Origin of the sequence: Actinopolymorpha sp. NPDC004070 (assembly GCF_040610475.1) — a bacterium.
Classification (GTDB): Bacteria; Actinomycetota; Actinomycetes; order Propionibacteriales; family Actinopolymorphaceae; genus Actinopolymorpha.
In genome coordinates, this window is the sequence record NZ_JBEXMJ010000010.1 from 288401 (window position 1) to 308036 (window position 19636).

The window sequence follows — 19636 nt, forward strand, 5'->3', positions numbered from 1 at the left end:
CGTCCGGTCGTCCCCGAGACGTTCTACCCGCCCCGGGGACGATCGAGCCACTGCCGGATCAGACCTGGGTCGGCCCGGACCAGGGTGCGCCCTTCCGCTACCGCCCGTCCTGCTCCGGCCTCGGCTCGGCCCTTCCACCAGCATGAACGGGTTCGAGCTCGGGCGACCTGCTCGCGGGTGGGGAGAACTGGCGCGGCAGGGCGCTGCGCTCGAACTCCTCCCGCGGGCGCTGCAGGCTGCCCAGCGAGACGATCTCGCGGGGGAAGAACAGCCCGAGCGTCCAGTCGGCCACGATGCGGACCTTGCGGTTGAGGGTGGGCATCCGGCTGATGTGGTAGGTGCGGTGCATGAACCACGCCGGCCAGCCGCGCAGCTTGATGCCGTAGACCTGCGCCACGCCCTTGTGCAGGCCGAGACTGGCGACCGAGCCGACGTGCTTGTGCTTGTAGTTCTGCAGCGGCTTGCCCTTGAGGGCGCGGGCCACGTTGTCGCCGAGTACCTTGGCCTGGCGTACGGCGTGCTGGGCCGAGGGGCTGCACACCGCGTTCGGCGGTCCGGTCAGGTCAGGCACGGCGGCGCAGTCACCGGCCGCCCAGACGTGCTCGGCGCCGACGACCCGCAGGTCGGGCTCGGTGGGCAGTCGGCCCTTGTCGTCGCGCGGCAGGTCGGACGCGGCGAGGACCGGGTTGGCCTTGACTCCGGCGGTCCACACGATGGTGTCGGACTCCAGCCGGGTGCCGTCGGAGAGTTCCACGTGCCCGTCGACGCAGGACTCCAACAGGGTGTTCAGCTTCACGTCGATGTGCCGCTTGCGCAGGCGTTCGACGGTGTAGCGCCCCATGTCCTCCCCGACCTCGGGCAGGATCCGCCCGGCCGCCTCCACCAGCACCCAGCGCATGTCTTCGGCGCGGAAGTTGCGGTAGTAGCGGCAGGCGTAGCGGGCCATGTCCTCGAGCTCGGCGAGCGCCTCTACGCCGGCGTAGCCGCCGCCGACGAACACGAACGACAAGGCCCGTCGCCGGGTCTCCTCGTTCGCGGTGGACTCGGCGACGTCGAGCCGGTCGAGCACGTGGTTGCGAAGCTGGATGGCTTCCTCGACCTGCTTGAACCCGATCGCCTGCTCGGCGAGGCCGGGGATGGGCAGGGTCCGGGCGACCGAGCCGAGGGCGACGACGAGTTCGTCGTAGTGCACGTCGTACGTGGCGCCGGCGCGCGGCTCGATCCGGGCGGTGTGCTCGGCGTGGTCGATGCCCACGACGCGCCCGGTGATCACCTGCACGGCGGGCAGGACCCGCCGTAGAGGCACGACGACGTGGCGGGGCTCGAGGTTGCCGGCCGCGGCCTCGGGGAGGAAGGGCTGGTAGGTCATGTACGAACGGGGCTCCACGACGGTGATCGTGACCTCGCCTCGACGGAGTTCCTTGCGAAGGGATTTCTGGAGCCGGAAGGCGGCATACATGCCGACGTAGCCGCCTCCGGCGATGAGGACGTGCCGTGTGTTCACGTCCGTTCACCTCCTAGGTCGTTGTTCAGGCTAGTCGCTCGTGAATTCGTTCACAAGGACCGAACGCCGCTGTCGGGAACGTCACACGATTCGCATGACACGCCCTAAGCTCGAATGAACGAGGGAGGGGCCGTGGGCGCGATCTTCGCTGTCATCCTCATCGCCCTCGTCGTCGCAGCAGTAGCGCTGACCGTGCCGCTCGTCGCGCTCGTCCAGCGCCGCGAACAGCGCCGACTCGAGGGGCTTGCCGCCTGGGCGTCGTCGATCGGGTGGACGACCTACGCCGGCAGCGTCGAGGTGCCCTGGACCGCTCGCCTTCCCGGAGCGAACCCACGCGGTGTCCGCTGCCTGTTCACCGGCATCTATCGCGAACTACCCGTGAGCATGGCGGAGTACACGTACCAGACCACGCACACGACCTACGTGAACGGGCAAACCCAGGTCACCACCGACCACCACGACATCGTCGCCTGTGTCGTACATCTCCCCTACACCTACCCCGGCATCGAGGTGGCCGGCCGCGGGTCCGGCTCGCGCATGTGGCGCTGGCTCAACGGCCCGGACCAGGCCGAAGAGGTGGGCATCGACGAGTTCGACCGTGACTTCCGCGTCCACAGCACCCATCCCGAACTCGTACGCCAGGTGATCGGGCCCGCGCTGGTGCGCACCCACCTGGCCGGCATGGCGCCGAACTGGAGCCTGCACGGCACCGACCTGCTGGTGTACTGGCAGGGCCGCATGGAGCCCACCCGGGTGCTGCCCGCCGTGGACTCCGTCATCCGCGTCGCGAACCTCCTCGGCCGCTGACGTAACGCTTGGAGCTGACGAAGCGCCGTTGCGCACGCTCAGTTCGCCGGCAGGCGAGGTAGGCCGGCGTGGTCGGCCGCGCGGGTGAGGACGGCGTCGAGCATCGGCTCGGTGAGCTTGCCGGTGAAGGTGTTCTGCTGGCTCGGGTGGTAGGAGCCGATGAGGAGCACCTCCGGCCAGTCGGCCGCGGACCGATCCGGCGGCGCCAGCAGCACCTCCGCACCGTGACCGAACTTCGGCCGCGGGCGGGGAATCCGGTAGCCCAGCGCGGCGAGAGTACGAACGGCGGCGGTCCAGCCGTACGACCCGAGCGCGACGACCGAGCGGACCGTCGGTGCGCACAGCTCCCACTCCCTGCGCAGCCAGGGGAAGCACGCGTCGCGTTCGGCCGGCAGCGGTTTGTTCTCCGGCGGCGCACAGCGAACCGCGGCGACCACGCGGACGCCGAGCAGCCGTTGCCCGTCACCGGCGGAGACGCTCGTCGGCTGCACCGCGAGGCCCACCCGCGCAAGTGCCGCGAAGAGCCAGTCGCCGGACCGGTCACCGGTGAAGATCCGGCCGGTACGGTTGCCGCCGTGCGCTGCGGGTGCCAGCCCCACGATCATCACGGCCGGCGCCGGATCGCCCCACCCGGCCACCGGGCGGCCCCAGTACGGCTGGCCGGCGAACGACCGGCGCGGCGAGGCGGCGACGCCCTCGCGCCACTCGACCAGGCGGGGACAGGCGCGGCACACCGACTGCCGGGCGGTGAGTTCCTCCAGGTCCGGCGCGGTGGCCGCGAGCCGCTCCACGTCGGCGGCGTCATGTGCGACCGGTGTGTCCGTCTCGGCCGGGTCGTCGGGCCAGCCGGTGCCCGGCGGAACCGGACTGGCGAACGCCGCACCGGTCACCGGATGCGGACGCCGCTCAGCGGTCATCGGCGTCCCGACGGGATGCCCGCGACCTCGAAGCGGCACTCCACGCGATGCCGTCCAGGATGTCGTGTTCGCTGACCACGAGTTCGCCACGGGCGAGGTGGGGCGAGACCCGGGCGAGGATCCGGTCCAGGATCAGCGCGCCGGCGCCGATCACGTCCACCCGGCCCGGATGCATGAACGGCAGCGCCTTCCGCTGCGCGTGGGTCATCGACAACAGCCGGTCGGTGACCGCGTGCACCTCGGCCGCGGGGATGCGGGCGTGGTGGATCCGGTCGCGGTCGTACGCCGGCAGGTCCAGCGCCATCGCCGCCACCGTCGTCACCGTGCCGGCCAGGCCGACGAGGGTACGGGCGCGCTCCAGCGGCACCTCCCCCGCCACCTCGTCCAGGCGGCGCTCGACCTCCGCCCGGGCCTGCTCCACCTGCGCGGGCGTCGGCGGGTCGTCGGTGAGGTACCGCTCGGTGAGTCGTACGCAGCCCATGTCGACCGAGACCGCCGCCTCCGGCCGCGCGCCGCCGAGGACGAACTCGGTGGAGCCGCCGCCGATGTCGAACACGAGGTACGGCGTCGGGATCCGGCGCCCGGCCAACTCGCGGGTCGCGCCGGCGAAGGACAGGTCGGCCTCCTCCGCGCCGATGATCACCTCGGGCTCGACGCCGAGGATGTCTCGCACACCCGCCACGAACTCGTCCCGGTTGCCGGCGTCACGGGAGGCCGAGGTGGCCACGAACCGCACCTGCTCCGCACCCAGCTCGCGGATCCGCTCGGCGTACCGCTCACAGGCGGCGAACGTCCGCGCCAGGGCCTGCTCGGACAACCGGCCCGTACGGTCCACACCCTCCCCGAGGCGGACGATCTCCAGCCGGCGGTCCAGCTCGTGCAGGGCCCGCGCCCCGGTGGCCGGCTCGGTGGTGATGTCGGCGACCAGCAGCCGGATGGAGTTGGTGCCGCAGTCGACGGCGGCCACGCGTACCGGCGGGTCGATCTCGACACAACGCCCCTCCGCCGCCCAGTCGGGCAGCAGCGCCAGCGCCTCGTCCCCGAGCGGGTTCACTCCCGGCCCGGCCGCGAGCGCGTGGCCGACCAGCGAGTGCAGGCACTTCACCCGGTCGGGCATGCCGCCTGCGGAGATCCCGGCGATCTCGGGTACGTGGCCGAGCCGCTCGCGGGCGGTGAGGTAGTGCTCGTGGGCGCGCCGGTAGGCGGCTGCCAGGTCGGGGTCGGTGGTCAGCCGTTCGGTCCACTCCCGCATCAGTCCGCTCGCCTCCAGTCGGCCGATCTCGGCGGCCAGACGCGGGCAGGTGAGATAGAAGGTGGTCGGGAACGGCGTACCGTCGGGCAGCCGCGGCTCGGTCTCCACGACGTCCGGCAACCCGCAGCGGCACCGGTGCGCGACTCCGTGCACGCCACGGGCCGGCCGGCCGAGCTGGGCGCTGACCGCGGCCACGTCGGCGGCGGCCACTGGATCCCCGGAGTCGGCAGGGTCCTCGGGCTCGGGTGCGGTCATCGGTTCGGTCGCGGCGTCTGGGTGGGGCTGGGGTCGATGGTCTTCGGCGGCTCGTGCTTCGGCGTGCTGGGTGTCCTGCCGACGGGCGTCGTCGTCGGCTGCACACCCGACCGCTCGACGCTCCCCCACAGGCTGGACCACCAGGCCTGCTGGGGCCCGGTGGGGACGGCTGCCGCACCGGCGACGGCCGGCGCCTTCGCGACCGAGCCGTCCTCGCCGACCACGACGTAGCCGGTCTCGCCCGGCTTCACCCAGCGCAGGCGCTCGCGGGCCTGCGCCTCGACGTACGCCGGGTCGTGCCAGCGCCGCAGCTCCTTCTCCAGGGAGGCCACGCGGTCGGTACGCCGGGTCTCCTCGGTACGCAGCGCGGCGATCTGGCTGCGTTGTTCGACCCAGGCCCGCAGGCTGGACGCGTAGGAGATGACCAGCGCCGCGATCACGAGAGCCAGGATCGCCGCCCGGCCGGTGACGTTGGCGTTGCGCCGCGAGGTGGGCTTGGCGGTGTCGGGCCGGCCGGGGTCGCGGCGAGCGTTCGGCACCGTGCCGGTGGTGGCCCGGGCCACCCCGGGCCGGACCGCCGCCTCCGGACGCGCCTCGCCCCGGCCGGCCGTACGGGTCGGGCCGGCCCCGGCGGAGCGGCGGGTGGTCCGGGAAGAACCCGCACCACCCCGCGCGCCACGTCCGGAAGCGCCGGGCTTGGCCCGGCCAGGACCCTGCCCGCGACCTGCGGGCCGGGCGTTGCGACCACCCCGTGCGTCGCTCACCGGACCTACTCGGAGGTGAACCGCGGGAACGCCGTCCGTCCGGCGTACCGGGCCGCGTCGTCCAGCTCCTCCTCGATCCGCAGCAGCTGGTTGTACTTCGCCACCCGCTCGCCGCGCGCGGGGGCACCGGTCTTGATCTGCCCCGCGTTGGTCGCCACCGCGAGGTCGGCGATCGTGGTGTCCTCGGTCTCACCCGACCGGTGGCTGATCATCGTGCGGAAGCCCGCCCTGTGGGACATGTCCACCGCGTCGAGGGTCTCGGTGAGGGTGCCGATCTGGTTGAGCTTGATGAGCACCGCGTTGGCCGACTGCTCGGCGATGCCGCGGGCGATCCGCTCGGGGTTGGTGACGAACAGGTCGTCGCCGACCAGCTGGACCTTCCCTCCGAGGGTCTCGGTGAGCCCGGCCCAGCCGGACCAGTCGTCCTCGGCCAGCGGGTCCTCCAGGGACACCAGGGGGTACGACGCACGGAGCTCGGCGTAGTAGGCCGCCATCTCCTCCGACGTCTTGTCGCCACCCTCGAAGCGGTAGCGGTCGGTGTCGGCGTCGTAGAACTCGGTGGCCGCGGCGTCGATGGCCACCGCGACGTCGGTGCCGAACCGGAAGCCGGCCGCGCCGACCGCGGTGGCGATCAGGTCCAGCGCCGCACGGTTGGACGGCAGGTTGGGCGCGAAGCCACCCTCGTCGCCGAGCCCGGTGGACAGGCCCTGGCTCTTCAGGACCGCCTTCAGCGCGTGGTAGGTCTCGGCACCCCAGCGCAGCGCCTCGGCGAAGGTCGCCGCCCCGATCGGGGCGATCATGAACTCCTGGAAGTCGACGTCGTTGTCGGCGTGCGCACCGCCGTTGACGATGTTGAGCATCGGCACCGGGAGCAGGTGCGCGTTGGGCCCGCCGACGTAGCGGAACAACGGCAGGTCGGCCGAGGACGCGGCGGCGCGGGCGACGGCCAGGGACACGCCGAGGAGCGCGTTGGCGCCGAGCTTGGCCTTGTTGGGCGTGCCGTCCAGGTCCATCAGCCGGGCGTCGATCAGCCGCTGCTCGCTGGCCTCGTAGCCGACCAGCTCGGGGGCGATCACGTCGACCACACCGCGCACGGCGTTGGTGACGCCCTTGCCGACGAAGCGCTTGTCGTCGCCGTCGCGCAGCTCCACCGCCTCGAACGCGCCGGTCGACGCGCCGGAGGGTACGTCAGCGCGGGCGATGGTGCCGTCGTCGAGACCCACCTCGACCTCGACGGTGGGATTGCCGCGCGAGTCCAGAATCTCGCGGGCGGTGAGGGCCTCGATCGTTGCCACGTGCTGCCTCCCAGACAACTCAGGTCATGGACCCCCCGAGCCTAGCGGCGCCGCCTGTGCGTACGGCGAACCGACCCGCGCACCACCCGGATCCTGGAGATCAACGGGTGCGCTCGGCGGCGCGAACGGCGTCGACGTAGCGCCGGCAGGCGTCGCGCAACGCCTGCTCGGGATCGAGGTCCGCGGACCGCGCGCGGTCGACCAGGGCCAGCAACGCGGCGCCGAGCCGGTCGGCGTCGAGGCGTTCGGTCCCGGCCGTGGGGTCGCCGGCGACCTCGGAGAGTACGGCCGGATCGGGCCCGTCGACCCGGACACCCGACCGTGCCGTACGCCCGAGCAGCTTGTCGGCGAGCGTCAGCGCGGGCAGGGCCAGCGGCACGCCCTCGACCGCGGAGGTGCGTTGTTTCTCCTCGGCCTTCAGCTGGTCCCAGACGTTCTCCACCTCCGCCGCCGTCGACTCAGCGGTCCCGGACGGGCCACCCGCGGCGGGGCCGAAGACGTGCGGGTTACGCCGGATCAGCTTTTCCACCAGGTCGGCGGTGACGTCGTCGATGGAGAACGGCGTCTCCGCGTCCTCCTCGGCCAGCCTGGCGTGGAACACCACCTGGAACAGCAGGTCGCCGAGCTCCTCGCGCAGATGCTGCCGGCCGCCGGCCTCGATCGCCTCGACGGTTTCGTACGACTCCTCCACGAGGTACCGCACCAGCGACCGGTGAGTTTGGTCGCGCACCCACGGGCAGCGGTCGCGCAGCTGGTCCATCACCGACACCAGGTCCAGCAGCCGGGCACCTGGCAGGTCGTAGGAGGCGGGCACCACCTCCAGGGCGGGCAGGCCCCGCGTGCCCGACTCGGCGGCGGTGGCCAGCAGGTGGCCGAGTGCCCGGCCGAGCGCCGGGTCGCCGTCGTCGGAGGCCAGCCACACCACCTCGGCGCCGGCGCGAGCCCTGGTCACGAGGAGGTCGGCCAGCTCGCCGGGCGCGAGCGGATCGGCCACGACGGCGACCCGTATCCCGGCAGCCTCGACCGGCGCGCGCTGCGGGTGGTCGGCGTCGCCGGTGAGCACCTCGTCGGCCGAGCGCAGCAGCTCCCAGGCCGGCCAGGTGAGCAGGCCCGGCGCCACCCGCGGGCTGGTCAGCAGCAGGGCGACACGACCGGCCGTCATCTGCGGGGCCACCGTGGGATCAGGGCATCTGGGGTACGGCAGGAGCCTCGGGCGCGGTCGGCTCCGGGGTGACGAGCTGGCCACCCGGCTTCACCGCCGAACCCGTCCAGGTGCCGTAGCGCGGGTTGACCTTGACCCCGACCTGCTCGGCGGTCCTGGACATCTCCCGCCCGACCAGCTGGTCGGCCTTGGCCTGCTCCTGCTGGCTGGAGGGCTCCCGGCCGAGCAGCTTGGTGTTGAGGCCGCGGCGCAGGACGACCCACCGCGCGAAGCCGTCCAGCATGTCCGGCGGGATCACCACACGCTGCGCCTTGATCTGCGACTTGACCTCGTCGATGTCGGCCTGGCTGGCACTCACACCCGACCGCCTGGCGGTGGGAACGATCAGCTCGTCGTCGACGAGCTGCTGGAGCAGGTCGCTCTGCAGCTTGGTCGACTCGGAGTCGCCGAGATCGGACCGCCCGGCCTTGGCCAGGATGTCGCGCGACTGCTTCTGGAGGTAGGACACAGAGATCGTCCGGTCACCGACCTGGGCCGCGGCTCCGGGGTTGGAGACCGCGCCACAGCCGGACAGCGCCAGCCCGGCGACCAGAGCGACAGCGGCGACTCGACCAGCGTGCCTTCGACCGACCACGGGACCTCTTCTCGCACGTTCGCAACGGATACCAGCCACGTCGCACCCGATCGTACGCAGCCCGTTCCGGCGGCGGCCCGACGGGCCGGACCCTACTCTCGTCCCATGTCCGGCCCCATCTCCGAACGAACCGGCCCAGCCGGAACCGGCCCAGCAGGAACCAGCACGGTCAGGTTCCGGGCGGGGCTCGCCGTCGCCGGGCTGTTCGTTGTCGCCGGCTGTGCGGCGGCGTTCCTCGTCAGCCCCTTCGTCAGCGTCCCGGCGGGCGTGGCCTCCGGCGGGCTGGCCGGACTGCTGGTGGCCGGGCCGGCGCACCGGGCCGCCCTGGTGCCGGTCGCCGTCGCCGCCGCGCTCGTCTCCCTCGCCGCCACGCTCCTCATCCCGGAGTCGCTGCCGCCGAGCGTCCAGTGGTTCGGGCTGTTCGAACTGGCCGGGCTGCTGTGGCTGATCGTCCTGGTGGTCCGGCTCGCACCGGCCCGGCAGGCGTTCGCTGTCGGGCTGCTCGCCTCGGCCGCGCAGGCGACGATGATCCTGCGCGCGGTGCACGGCTTGTCCCTGCTGGACCAGGTGGGGTCGGTCGGCTTCTGGGCGCTGGGCGCGGTGTGCTCGGCGCTCGGCGGGGGTTACCTGCGGTCGCTGGACAGCACCCGCGAGCGGGCTGTTCGCGAGGCTCGCCGGACGCAGCGGCTGGCGCTGGCCCGCGACCTGCACGACTTCGTCGCACACGACATCAGCGGCATCGTGGTCCAGGCGCAGGCCGCGCGGGCGGTGGCGGCACAGCGGCCGGAGGCGGTCCTCGACGCGCTCGCGCGGATCGAGGAGGCGGGGCTCGCGGCGCTGTCCTCGATGGACCGGACGGTGCACATGCTGCACGACCTCGACGAGGGCTCCCCCACGGATTCGGCCGAGGGCCCGGAGTCGTCGTACGCCCAGGACGCCGGCCGGGCGCCCGCGCCGGGCGTCGGTGACCTGCCCGAACTCCTCGGCCGGTTCACAGCCGGCGGCTCCGGGCCGGTCCGGCTGCACCTGCCGCCCGACCTGGCTGCCGCGGTCCCCCGCGAGATCGGCTCCACCGTCCACCGGGTGGTGGTGGAGGCGCTGACGAACGTACGCCGGCACGCACCGCTGGACTCCGCCGTCACCGTCACGCTCGCCAGGAGCGACGGCGCCGGCGACCACGACAGCCCGACGCTGACCGTGGAGATCACCAACCAGCCGGGCGATCCGGACCGTACGGACACGCCGGTCGACGGCGGCGACCGCCGGGGCGGCCTCGGCCTGGTCGGCCTGAGCGAACGGGTCCAGGCCCTCGGCGGCACGCTGACCGCGGGCCCGTACGGCCGGGCGGGATGGCGTACGACCGCGGTCCTCCCGCTGGCGTCCGGGGGCACCGACCGAACCGGCCGCACCGGCCGAACCGACCGCACCGGCCGAACCGACCGAGCCGGCCGAACCGACCGCCTGGGTGACCTGGGCGGCGACACGATGAAACGATGATCGACGTGGCCACCCGGATTCTCATCGCCGACGACCAGGAGAACATCCGCAGCGGCTTCCGGCTGATCCTGGACTCCCAGCCGGACATGCAGGTCGTCGCCGAGGCCGCGGACGGCGTCTCGGCGCTGGAGCAGGCCCGGCACCTGCGCCCGGACGTCGTGGTCGCCGACATCCGGATGCCGCGGCTGGACGGCCTGGAACTCACCCGGGCGCTGGCCGGGCCGGACGTCGCGGACCCGCTGCGGGTGGTGGTGGTGACGACGTTCGACCTGGACGAGTACGCCCACACCGCGCTCGCGTACGGCGCCTGCGGGTTCCTGCTCAAGCGGGCCGGCCCGACGCTGCTGGTCGAGGCGGTGCGCGCGGCGATGGCCGGCGACACGCTGATCAGTCCGTCGGTCACGGTCCGCCTGCTGCGTCACGTCACCCAGCAGCGGCGTACCCGCACCGCTCCCCCGGTCGAGCCGCTGACCGACCGGGAGGTGGAGGTGGCCAGGCTGGTCGCCGCCGGCAAGACGAACGCCGAGATCGGCGCCGACCTGTTCATCTCCGCGGGCACGACCAAGACCCACACCGCGAACATCCAGCGGAAGCTGGGAGTACGCAACCGCGTCGGGATCGCCGCGTGGGTCTGGGAGTCAGGCGAAACGATCCCCTGAGAGTGGCGGCGAACCCGTCTCAGGTGCGGCGCGGATGGCGTGGCGTCGGCGGGTCCGGCGCCAGCGAGCCGTCCGGGGCGATGTGCTCGAAGATCTGGTCCACCAGGGTGAGGACGTGTGGGTCCTCCACCGCGTAGATCTGCCGCCGGCCCTCCCGGTGCGCCGTCACCAGACCGGCCAGCCGAAGCTTGGCCAGGTGCTGGCTGACCGCGGCGACGTTGGCGCCGGTGCTCTCCGCGAGCGTGCCGACGTCGTACTCGTGCCGGGCAAGCAGCCACACCAGGTGCAGCCGGGTGGGTGAGGACAGCAGGTCGAACGTCTCCGCCGCCGCTCGTAGCTGCGGTCCGGACGGCACCTGCAGCCCGGTCGGCTCTGAGGACCCGGTCTGCGCGGGCGGATCGGCTGGATTGACCATGACGCCGCCGATTCTTCCGTATCCGCGAGGTGAGCGGAACGGCCGCATGTGAGGTGGCCCACAATAGTTCGTCACTTGCGCAACTGGTTGACAATCGAGCCGGTCCGCGCCATGCTGTACGACGCGAAGGGGAGTAGCCCCCAATGCCGCGGTCGACACGCTGGCAGCCGCCTCGCGCGGCGCCCGGCCCGGCAGCCTCCATCAGGCGGGCGAGACCTTCGACCAGGCGAAACGCCCGGGTCGAGGTCGCGCATCCCTCGGTCCGGCCTGATCGAGGAGCGACACTTCCCATGGATGCCCTGACGGCCAGCTTCTTCCTGAGCTTCGGCGTCATCTTCGTGGCCGAGCTGGGCGACAAGTCCCAGCTGATGGCCCTGACCTTCGCCACCCGCTACCGCGCGCTCCCCGTACTCGTCGGGATCACCCTCGCGACCGCGGTGGTGCACGCGGTGTCGGTGGGCGTGGGCTACAGCCTCGGCGAAACCATCCCCACCGCATGGATCTCGCTGGTGGCCGCGCTGGCGTTCTTCGGCTTCGCCGGATGGACGCTGCGCGGCGACAGCCTCTCCGAGGACGAGGAGCAGAAGGCCCGCCGGGCGAAGCGGTCCGCGGTCGTCGCGGTCTCCCTCGCGTTCTTCCTCGCCGAGCTCGGCGACAAGACGATGCTCGCCACGATCACCCTGGCCACCCAGCACGGCTGGCTGGGCACCTGGCTCGGGTCGACCGTCGGAATGGTGGTCGCCGACGCCATCGCCATCGTGATCGGCCAGCAGCTCGGCCGGCGACTGCCCGAACGCGCGATCCGGTACGGCGCCTCGGCCCTGTTCGCCGTCTTCGGCGTCTGGCTGCTGGTCGAGGTGATCATCCAACTGCGCTGACCGTCCCGCCACCACGGCGAACGACACGACGGAAGAAACAGGCGGCGGCCCGTCCTCACCGGACGGGCCGCCGCCGTTCTCACGTCGGTGCCCCAGCGGGACACGCCCAGGGATCAGGAACCCAGCGTGTCCGGGTCGCCGCCGGTCCGCTCGTCGCGGTTCAGGGCGGTGATGGCGCCCAGGTCCCCGGCCGACAGCTCGAAGTCGAACAGGTCGAAGTTCTCCGCGATGCGCGACGGAGTGACCGACTTCGGGATGACGACGTTACCGACCTGGAGGTGCCACCGCAGCACGATCTGGGCGGGGGTCTTGCCGTACTTCTCGGCCAGCGTGCCGACCTTGGGGTCCTTCAGCAGCTCGCCGCCCTGGGCCAGCGGGCTCCACGCCTCGGTGGCGATGCCGTGCTCGCTGTTGAACGCCCGCACCTTCTCCTGGATGAGGTAGGGGTGGACCTCGATCTGGTTCAGCGCCGGGACGACGGTGGTCTCGTCGAACAGCCGCTGCAGGTGGTGCGGGTTGAAGTTGGACACGCCGATGGAGCGGATCCGCCCGTCGGCGTACAGCTTCTCGAACGCCTTCCAGGTGTCGACGTACTTGTCCTGACTCGGCACCGGCCAGTGGATGAGGTACAGGTCCACGTAGTCGAGCTTGAGCCGGCGCAGGCTCTCCTCGAACGCGGCGAGGGTGGTGTCGTAGCCCTGCTCGCCGTTCCACAGCTTGGTGGTGACGAACAGCTCCTCGCGCGAGACGCCGGACTCGGCGATTCCCTTGCCGGTGCCCTCCTCGTTGCCGTAGATCGCGGCCGTGTCGATGCTGCGGTAACCGACCTCGATCGCGGTGCGGACGGCGGCGGTGGCGTCCTCGTCGGGCACCTGCCAGACGCCGAAGCCGAGCTGCGGCATCTCCACACCGTTGTTCAAAGTGACGTTGGGTACTGCGGACATGCGCGTGAACCTCCATGGGAGTGCACTGGTGTGCCGGTCGCGTCGGCCTCACGTGGGGTCACGACCGACCGGGCATCCCAAACATCAGACCACAGCGGCCACTTAGCGGCGAGTCGGGGCCGACCTGGGCGGGTGGCACGTGCGGGCGGCCGGGGGCCGGGTGGTCGGCGGGTGGCGGCGGTGGGCGGACCCGCGCCGGTTAGATTTGCCCGCGTGGAGCTGCGTACGGTCGGCTTCGACCATCCCGACGCCCAGACGCTGACCGAGCAGGTGCAGCAGGAGTACGTCGTCCGCTACGGCGGGATCGACCGCTCACCGATCGACCCGCGCGAGTTCGACCCGCGGGGAGGGTTGTTCCTGGTCTGCTACCTCGACGGCCGGCCGGTCGGCTGCGCGGGCTGGCGTACTCCGCCGTACTCCCTGCTGCTGCCCGGTGACGCCGAGGTGAAGCGGATGTACGTCGCACCCGAGGCGCGCGGCCGGGGCCTGGCCCGCCGGATGCTGGCCGCCCTGGAACGCGATGCCGCCGCCGCCGGGAGGACCCGGATGGTCCTGGAGACGGGAGTCGCCCAGCCGGAGGCGATCGCGCTCTACCTGTCCGCGGGTTACACGCCGATCCCGTCGTACGGTCTGCACCGCGACTCTCCCGGCAACCGGTGCTACGCCAGGTCGCTGCCGGTCACCGAACCGGTGCCGGAGCAGGTGGGCGAGGCTCAGTTGTAGCCGAAGTCCTGCGTCCACCACGGGCCACCGGATCCGATGTGGACACCGACACCGATCGCCTTGATCCTGCAGTTCAGCATGTTCTCGCGGTGGCCTTGGCTGTTCAGCCAGGCCTGGGTGACGTCATGCGGCGTCTGCTGGCCGCGGGCGATGTTCTCCGCGGCGGGGTAGGCGTACCCGGCGGCCCGGATGCGATCCCAGGGGGTCCTGCCGTCCGGGGTGTCGTGCCCGAAGTAGCCGCGGGCGGCCATGTCGTAGGAGTGCGCGTGCGCGACGGACCGCAGCCGGTCGTCCACCCGCAGCGGCGCGCAGCCGGCGCGCGCCCGGGCCTCGTTGGTCAGCCGGACCACCTGGTCCTCGTAGGAGCTCTCCCGGCTGGTGGTCGTGGACCCCGAGTTGGTGTCCGGCTTGGCGGTGTGCGCGGGCGGGGCCGGCTCACGCGTGCGCAGGGTGGTACGCCGGGGACGCGGAGAGTCGGGCTCGGACCTGGGCTGCCCGGCCTTCTCGGCCGCCTTCGGCTCGGGGTTGCCCGCGGCCTCGCCCCTGCGCGGCTCCGGAGCGGCCGGCTTCTCCGCCCGGGCGGCGCTCTTCGGAGTGACGGTGCGCTCCGGCGTGGCCGCGGGCCGCGCCTTCACCGGCTTGCTCGGCGTGGGGGTCGGCTTCGCGGCCGGCGCCTCGGCGGCTCGCCGGGACGTGTCGGCGCCCCGCGGCGCATCGGCGACCACGCGCTCCCGGCCGCCGGCCTGGGGAGTCGGGTCGTCGGGCTGGAGGTAGCCGGCCAGCGAGACCGCACCGCCGCCGAGAGCGAGCACCCCGGTGGCGACCAGCGCCGGCACCATCAGCCGGCGCGAGAGCGGCCGCCGGCCCCGGTGGCGCGGCTGGTCCTCCTCCTCGTCCCAGTGGCCGTGGTCGCGTCCGTCGTCGTGGTGGAGTACGTCTCGCTCGTCGCGGGCCACGGCTTCTCCCAGGTCCTCGAGTTGCTGGCGGTCGATGATCGGTCGGTCGGTTTCGGCCCGGTGGGCGGCCGGTGTCCCGGATGTGCGGGTATGGACGTTATGGAAGGTCCGGCACCGGAATAGTAGGCGACTTCGGCAGCGGCAGCGGCAGCTTCGGCAACGGTTTCCGGGTGGGCGTCGGGTCGCTGGTCGGTGACCGCGTCGGCTCCGGGGTGCCCGTCGGCGTCGGCGTACTCGTCGGCGAGGGATCCCTCGTCGGAGTCGAGGTGGGCGTCGGCGTCCTGGTGGGCGTCGGCTCGTGCGTGGGCGTGGGGTCCTTCGTCGGAGTCGACGTGGGTTTCGGCGTGTCCGTGGGCGTCGGCTCGTCCGTGGGGGTCGCCGTGCCCGTGGGGGTGGGCGTGCCCGGTGGCGTCGGGTCTCCGGTGTGGTCGTCGCCACCGGGCGCCCGGGTCGGTCCCGGCGTCTCGGTGCGCGCCGCGACGGTGGCGGGATCGGTCACTCCCGCGGCGGCCGGCGGGCCGGCGGCGAGCACGAACGGCGACTTCACCAGCGGGATCTCCGTCGGTGTCGGCGCGCCGGGAACCGGGTTCGGAAGGGCGTTGGGAAGAGCGTTCGGAAGCGTGACCGGCAGCCCCAGCAACGCCAGGCTCACGCCGGCTTCGCCCAGACGCTGGGCGGCGGGCAGGAACGGCGCCGGCAACATCTGCCCGGAACCCGACCCCGGCGTGTGGGCGGTGGACCCGAGGGGGTCTCGTACGGCTCTGGTGGGCACCGGCCTGTCGGTCGGCCCGCCGGGACGGAGGGTCGAGGCGGCCAGGACACCCGGATCGTGGTGGCCCCCGCCGAGGAGGTACCACCCCACGCCGGTCGCGGCGACACCCGCGGCGACGACGCTGGAGAGCACCGAGGCGACCACCAACGTCGGCCGGGGCCGACGGTGCCGGCCGGGCCGCCACCGGTCGGAGCTCTCCACGGAGGCGAGCTCGCTCGCGTCGGGTCCCGCGAGGTCGTCGTGCGGCCGCGAGGCGGACTGATGGTCGTCAGGCATCGGCACTACTCCAGGAAGGTACGAATACCCCGGGGCCGTCCTCCCCACGGCCACGGGTCCAAAGCCGTCGCAACCATAACCGATTGCCGCAATGGCGCCTTCCGGGCACAGTGCGTCACAACTGGACTACTCGGACATAACGGGCACGGCCGGCCGGTCCGCGGTCGGCCGTGCCGCCGTCGGGCGCAGCCGCGGTCAGCCGGTCGAGGACGCGCCCACCGGGGCGTCCAGCAGGACCGCCTCGACCAGGTCGTGTGCCCACTTCAGCAGCTCGACGTCGCGCAGCGGCAGCCCGCCGATCGGGGCCGTGGCCGGACGGGGAACCAGGATGGTGCGCGCCGGCCGCTTCACGATCGTGCGGGGATACAGCCGCATCAGCCGCAGCTCCTGGCTCTCCCGCAGGTCGACCGGCGCGAACCGGATCTGGTTCCCCTGCAGCGTCACGTCGGTCAGCCCGGCCCGCTTGGCGTGCAGCCTGAACCTGGCCACCTCCAGGAGGTTGACCACCGGCTCGGGCAGGGTGCCGTACCGGTCGGCGAGCTCCTCCCCCACCTGGTCGACCTCGGCCTCGTCGCGGACCGCGGCCAGGCGTTGGTACATCTCCAGCCGCAGCCGCTGGCTGTCGACGTAGTCGTGTGGCAGGTGGGCGTCGATCGGCAGTTCGACCTTGACGTCGTTCTCCTCCTCGGGGCTGTCGCCGCGGTACTCGGCGACCGCCTCGCCCACCAGCCGGACGTAGAGGTCGAACCCGACGTCGGCGATGTGCCCGGACTGCTCACCGCCCAGCATGTTGCCCGCGCCCCGGATCTCCAGGTCCTTCATGGCCACCGCCATGCCGGCGCCGAGCTCGGTGTTCTGGGCGAGGGTGGCCAACCGGTCGTGGGCGGTCTCGGTGAGCGGACGCTCGGCCGGATAGAGGAAGTAGGCGTACGCCCGCTCCCGGCCACGACCCACCCGACCGCGCAGCTGGTGCAGCTGGGACAGCCCGAACAGGTCGGCGCGCTCGACGATCAGCGTGTTGGCGTTGGAGATGTCCAGGCCCGCCTCGACGATCGTGGTGCACACCAGCACGTCGGCGCGCTTCTCCCAGAAGTCGGAGATGACCTCCTCCAGCTGGTGCTCGCCCATCTGGCCGTGGCCGACGCTGACCCGTGCCTCGGGCACGAGCTGCCGGATCCGGGCCGCCGCCTTCTCGATCGTGTTCACCCGGTTGTGCACGAAGAACACCTGGCCCTCACGCAGCAGCTCGCGGCGGATGGCGGCCACCACCTGGCGTTCGTCGTACGCCCCCACGAAGGTCAGGACCGGGTGCCGCTCCTCCGGTGGCGTCATGATCGTGGACATCTCCCGGATGCCGGTGATCGCCATCTCCAGCGTGCGCGGGATCGGCGTGGCCGACATGGTGAGCACGTCGACGCTGGCCCGAAGAGCCTTCAGCTTCTCCTTGTGCTCGACGCCGAAGCGCTGCTCCTCGTCGACCACGATCAGGCCGACGTCCTTGAACGACACTTCCTGGCCGAGCAGCCGGTGGGTGCCGATCACCACGTCGATCTCCCCGGTGGACAGGCCGCGCAGGACCTCCTCGGCCTCCTTGTCGGTCTGGAAACGCGACAGGGCCCGCACCGTCACCGGGAACGGCGCGAACCGCTCGGCGAAGGTGGAGTAGTGCTGCTGGACGAGCAGCGTGGTGGGTACGAGGACGCCGACCTGCTTGCCGTCCTGCACCGCCTTGAACGCCGCCCGCACCGCGATCTCGGTCTTGCCGTAGCCGACGTCGCCGCAGATCAGCCGGTCCATCGGGACGGTCTTCTCCATGTCCAGCTTGACGTCTTCGATGGTGGCCAGCTGGTCCGGCGTCTCGACGTAGGGGAAGGCGTCCTCGAGCTCGCGCTGCCAGGGAGTGTCGGGGCCGAAGGCGTGGCCCTGGGTGGCCTGGCGCGCGGCGTACAGCTTGATGAGCTCGCCGGCGATCTGCTTCACGGCCTTGCGGGCCCGGCCCTTGCGCTTGGCCCAGTCCGAGCCACCCATCCGGTCCAGGCTCGGCTGCTCGCCACCCACGTAGCGGGTCACCTGGTCGAGCTGGTCGGTCGGGACGAACAGCCGGTCGCCGGGCTGGCCCCGCTTGGAGGGGGCGTACTCGACGACGAGGTACTCCCGCGTGGTGCGGTGCTGGCCGGTGCCGACCGTGCGCTGCGACATCTCGACGTAGCGGCCCACGCCGTGCTGCTCGTGCACGACGTAGTCGCCCGGGGTGAGCTCCAGCGGGTCGATGGTGCGCCGGCGCCTCGCGGGCATCCGCCGCATGTCCTTGGTGGACGCGCCGGACCGCCCGGCCAGGTCGGCCTCGGTGAGGACGACGGCCTGCGCGGTGGACGCCACGAACCCGTGGTCGATCCGGCCGCAGGTGACGTGGACGACCGACGGCTCCGGCGTGTGGTCGAGGCGTTCGTCCAGGCGGGCGGGCACGTCGTTGCCGCGCAGCACCTCCACCATCCGGTTGGCCGGCCCGTGGCCCTCGGTGACGAACACGATCCGCCAGCCCCGCGCGATCCAGTCGCGCACGTCCGCGAGCGCGCGTTCGGTGTCGCCCTGGTAGGTGTCGACCGCCCGCGCGGTGATCGCGTGCGACTCCACTGCGCCGGTGTCGACGTCGACGTCCAGCGCGACGATCTCACCGGTCTCGGTGCGCAGGGGCGCGGTCGGCGGGGCGTCCTCGGGCTCCAGGGCGAACGGCGACACGCTCCACCAGGCCAGGTCGGTGTCCAAAGCGTGCCGGCGTACGTCTGCCAGGGAGCGGTAGGCCGCCGGGCCGAGGTCGATCGGCGCCTCACCGCCCCCGGCGGCGGCCGCCCAGCTGGCCTCCAGGAACTCCTGGCTGGTCGCCACCAGGTCGTGCGCCCGGCTGCGGACCCGCTCGGGGTCGGCCACCACGACGTGGGTGCGCTCGGGCATCAGGTCGACCAGCAGCTCCATGTCGTCGACCAGGACCGGGGCCAGCGACTCCATCCCCTCCACCGCGTGGCCGTTCGCGAGTTTCTCGAACAGCTCGGCCAGCTCCGGGTGGGCCGCGGCGAGCGTGGCAGCCCGTTCGCGCACCTGGTCGGTGAGGAGCAGCTCGCGGCACGGCGGTGCGTACAGGCGCTGCTGCCCCGAACTGTCCAGCGACCGCTGGTCGGCGACCTTGAACGAACGGATCTCCTCCACCTCGTCGCCGAAGAACTCCACCCGCAGCGGGTGCTCCTCGGTCGGCGGGAAGACGTCCACGATGCCACCGCGCACCGCGAACTCTCCACGCCGCTCCACCAGGTCGACCCGGGTGTAGGCGGCGGCGGCCAGCCGGCGCACCAGGTCGTCGAGGTCGATCTCGTCACCGACGTGCAGCCACACCGGCTCCAGGTCGGCGAGACCCTTCACCTGCGGCTGGAGCACGCTGCGTACGGGCGCCACCACGACCTTCGGCGCCGGCGTCTCCTCCGTCGGGTGCACCAGTCGGCGCAGCACGGCCAGCCGGCGGCCCACGGTGTCGGACCGCGGGGACAGCCGCTCGTGCGGCAGCGTCTCCCACGCGGGGTAGTAGGCGGCGGCCCGCTCGTCGCCGAGCAGGCTCTGCAACGTCTCGGTGAGGTCCTCGGCCTCCCGGCCGGTGGCGGTGACGGCGAGAACGGTACGGCCGGCACCGCCGTGGTCGGGTGCGGCGGCCAGGGCGGCGATCGCGAACGGCTGCAGCGCCTTGGGTGCGGTCAGATCCAGCGGTGCGCCGGCGCCCGCCCGGGCGTTCTCCACTGCGGCGGCGAGCGCGGGATCGGCGACGACGAGCTCGACGAGTCCGGTGAGGCTCATGGGTTCCTTCGCGTGCGGAGGAGGTGCCGCGGCCGCCTGAGGGCGGCACGAAGCACCACGAACGCCCCGATTCGCGACGCGAACCG

17 protein-coding genes and 1 pseudogene are annotated in these 19636 nt (G+C 72.5%); 5 read left to right on the forward strand and 13 right to left on the reverse strand.

Features of this window, described 5'->3' with window-relative positions:
• Positions 1 to 97 precede the first annotated feature (97 nt).
• Positions 98 to 1504 (reverse strand): NAD(P)/FAD-dependent oxidoreductase, encoded by a 1407-nt coding sequence (locus ABZV93_RS19945; protein ID WP_354938101.1) that lies wholly within the window; start codon positions 1502 to 1504, stop codon positions 98 to 100.
• A gap of 132 nt (positions 1505 to 1636) precedes the next feature.
• On the opposite strand from ABZV93_RS19945, the gene ABZV93_RS19950 reads away from it, so the two are divergent.
• The gene (locus ABZV93_RS19950; RefSeq protein ID WP_354938103.1) at positions 1637 to 2311 is read left to right on the forward strand and encodes a hypothetical protein; all 675 of its coding nucleotides are present in this window, start codon (positions 1637 to 1639) and stop codon (positions 2309 to 2311) included.
• Between the two features lie 38 nt (positions 2312 to 2349).
• Here ABZV93_RS19950 and ABZV93_RS19955 read toward each other — a convergent pair whose 3' ends face one another.
• The 7 genes and pseudogenes from ABZV93_RS19955 to ABZV93_RS19985 form a co-directional block, all read right to left on the reverse strand.
• Positions 2350 to 3228 (reverse strand): uracil-DNA glycosylase, encoded by an 879-nt coding sequence (locus tag ABZV93_RS19955; protein ID WP_354938105.1) that lies wholly within the window; start codon positions 3226 to 3228, stop codon positions 2350 to 2352.
• On the reverse strand, positions 3218 to 4213 hold the full coding sequence (locus ABZV93_RS19960; RefSeq protein WP_354938213.1) for a Ppx/GppA phosphatase family protein: 996 nt from the start codon (positions 4211 to 4213) through the stop codon (positions 3218 to 3220). Before ABZV93_RS19960 ends, ABZV93_RS19955 begins: the two co-directional genes overlap by 11 nt.
• 24 nt (positions 4214 to 4237) lie before the next feature.
• Positions 4238 to 4735: pseudogene (locus ABZV93_RS19965) on the reverse strand (DUF501 domain-containing protein); the annotation flags it as partial.
• Entirely contained in the window at positions 4732 to 5499 is a 768-nt protein-coding gene (locus ABZV93_RS19970) for a septum formation initiator family protein (protein ID WP_354938108.1), read from the reverse strand. The gene ABZV93_RS19970 and the pseudogene ABZV93_RS19965, both read right to left, overlap by 4 nt.
• Positions 5500 to 5504: 5 nt before the next feature.
• Complete coding sequence (eno, locus tag ABZV93_RS19975) at positions 5505 to 6794, reverse strand: phosphopyruvate hydratase (RefSeq protein WP_354938111.1); 1290 nt, start codon at positions 6792 to 6794, stop codon at positions 5505 to 5507.
• A gap of 100 nt (positions 6795 to 6894) precedes the next feature.
• A complete protein-coding gene (locus tag ABZV93_RS19980; RefSeq protein ID WP_354938114.1) occupies positions 6895 to 7956 on the reverse strand; it encodes a MazG family protein in 1062 nt (353 codons plus the stop codon).
• Between the two features lie 19 nt (positions 7957 to 7975).
• Positions 7976 to 8590: a SurA N-terminal domain-containing protein gene (locus tag ABZV93_RS19985; RefSeq protein ID WP_354938117.1), complete on the reverse strand. Its 615-nt coding sequence runs from the start codon at positions 8588 to 8590 to the stop codon at positions 7976 to 7978.
• Positions 8591 to 8695: 105 nt separating this feature from the next.
• Between ABZV93_RS19985 and ABZV93_RS19990 the strand changes: the two genes are divergently transcribed.
• Together ABZV93_RS19990 and ABZV93_RS19995 are read left to right on the forward strand one after the other, a co-directional pair.
• The gene (locus ABZV93_RS19990) at positions 8696 to 10087 is read left to right on the forward strand and encodes a histidine kinase (RefSeq protein ID WP_354938120.1); all 1392 of its coding nucleotides are present in this window, start codon (positions 8696 to 8698) and stop codon (positions 10085 to 10087) included.
• Positions 10088 to 10092: 5 nt separating this feature from the next.
• Entirely contained in the window at positions 10093 to 10746 is a 654-nt protein-coding gene (locus ABZV93_RS19995; protein ID WP_354938216.1) for a response regulator transcription factor, read from the forward strand.
• Between the two features lie 19 nt (positions 10747 to 10765).
• On the opposite strand, the gene ABZV93_RS20000 is transcribed toward ABZV93_RS19995, so the two are convergent.
• Positions 10766 to 11161 carry a metalloregulator ArsR/SmtB family transcription factor gene (locus tag ABZV93_RS20000; RefSeq protein WP_354938123.1) on the reverse strand — a complete coding sequence of 132 codons (396 nt, stop codon included), beginning with the start codon at positions 11159 to 11161 and terminating at the stop codon, positions 10766 to 10768.
• A 290-nt stretch (positions 11162 to 11451) separates the two neighbouring features.
• Between ABZV93_RS20000 and ABZV93_RS20005 the strand changes: the two genes are divergently transcribed.
• Positions 11452 to 12039, forward strand: coding sequence for a TMEM165/GDT1 family protein (locus ABZV93_RS20005; RefSeq protein ID WP_354938126.1), 588 nt, complete (start codon positions 11452 to 11454; stop codon positions 12037 to 12039).
• A 113-nt stretch (positions 12040 to 12152) separates the two neighbouring features.
• Here the strand turns inward: ABZV93_RS20005 and ABZV93_RS20010 are convergent, their stop codons facing one another.
• The gene (locus ABZV93_RS20010; protein WP_354938129.1) at positions 12153 to 12983 is read right to left on the reverse strand and encodes an aldo/keto reductase; all 831 of its coding nucleotides are present in this window, start codon (positions 12981 to 12983) and stop codon (positions 12153 to 12155) included.
• Positions 12984 to 13196: 213 nt separating this feature from the next.
• Between ABZV93_RS20010 and ABZV93_RS20015 the strand changes: the two genes are divergently transcribed.
• A complete protein-coding gene (locus ABZV93_RS20015) occupies positions 13197 to 13706 on the forward strand; it encodes a GNAT family N-acetyltransferase (RefSeq protein ID WP_354938132.1) in 510 nt (169 codons plus the stop codon).
• Here the strand turns inward: ABZV93_RS20015 and ABZV93_RS20020 are convergent.
• The 3 genes from ABZV93_RS20020 to mfd all read right to left on the reverse strand — a co-directional run bounded on the left by ABZV93_RS20020 (position 13697) and on the right by mfd (position 19550).
• Positions 13697 to 14662, reverse strand: coding sequence for a CAP domain-containing protein (locus ABZV93_RS20020; protein WP_354938135.1), 966 nt, complete (start codon positions 14660 to 14662; stop codon positions 13697 to 13699). The genes ABZV93_RS20015 and ABZV93_RS20020 overlap by 10 nt on opposite strands.
• A gap of 97 nt (positions 14663 to 14759) precedes the next feature.
• A complete protein-coding gene (locus ABZV93_RS20025) occupies positions 14760 to 15710 on the reverse strand; it encodes a hypothetical protein (RefSeq protein ID WP_354938138.1) in 951 nt (316 codons plus the stop codon).
• 195 nt (positions 15711 to 15905) lie between these two features.
• A complete protein-coding gene (mfd, locus tag ABZV93_RS20030) occupies positions 15906 to 19550 on the reverse strand; it encodes a transcription-repair coupling factor (RefSeq protein WP_354938141.1) in 3645 nt (1214 codons plus the stop codon).
• Between the last annotated feature and the right edge of the window lie 86 nt (positions 19551 to 19636).

Bases quoted from the DNA above. Each gene is read 5' to 3' on its own strand.
- ABZV93_RS19955 (WP_354938105.1), bottom strand. From the start codon at position 3,228: ATGACCGCTGAGCGGCGTCCGCATCCGGTGACCGGTGCGGCGTTCGCC.
- ABZV93_RS19980 (WP_354938114.1), bottom strand. From the start codon at position 7,956: ATGACGGCCGGTCGTGTCGCCCTGCTGCTGACCAGCCCGCGGGTGGCG.
- ABZV93_RS19990 (WP_354938120.1), top strand. From the start codon at position 8,696: ATGTCCGGCCCCATCTCCGAACGAACCGGCCCAGCCGGAACCGGCCCA.
- ABZV93_RS20000 (WP_354938123.1), bottom strand. From the start codon at position 11,161: ATGGTCAATCCAGCCGATCCGCCCGCGCAGACCGGGTCCTCAGAGCCG.
- ABZV93_RS20005 (WP_354938126.1), top strand. From the start codon at position 11,452: ATGGATGCCCTGACGGCCAGCTTCTTCCTGAGCTTCGGCGTCATCTTC.
- ABZV93_RS20010 (WP_354938129.1), bottom strand. From the start codon at position 12,983: ATGTCCGCAGTACCCAACGTCACTTTGAACAACGGTGTGGAGATGCCG.
- ABZV93_RS20025 (WP_354938138.1), bottom strand. From the start codon at position 15,710: ATGCCTGACGACCATCAGTCCGCCTCGCGGCCGCACGACGACCTCGCG.
- mfd (WP_354938141.1), bottom strand. From the start codon at position 19,550: ATGAGCCTCACCGGACTCGTCGAGCTCGTCGTCGCCGATCCCGCGCTC.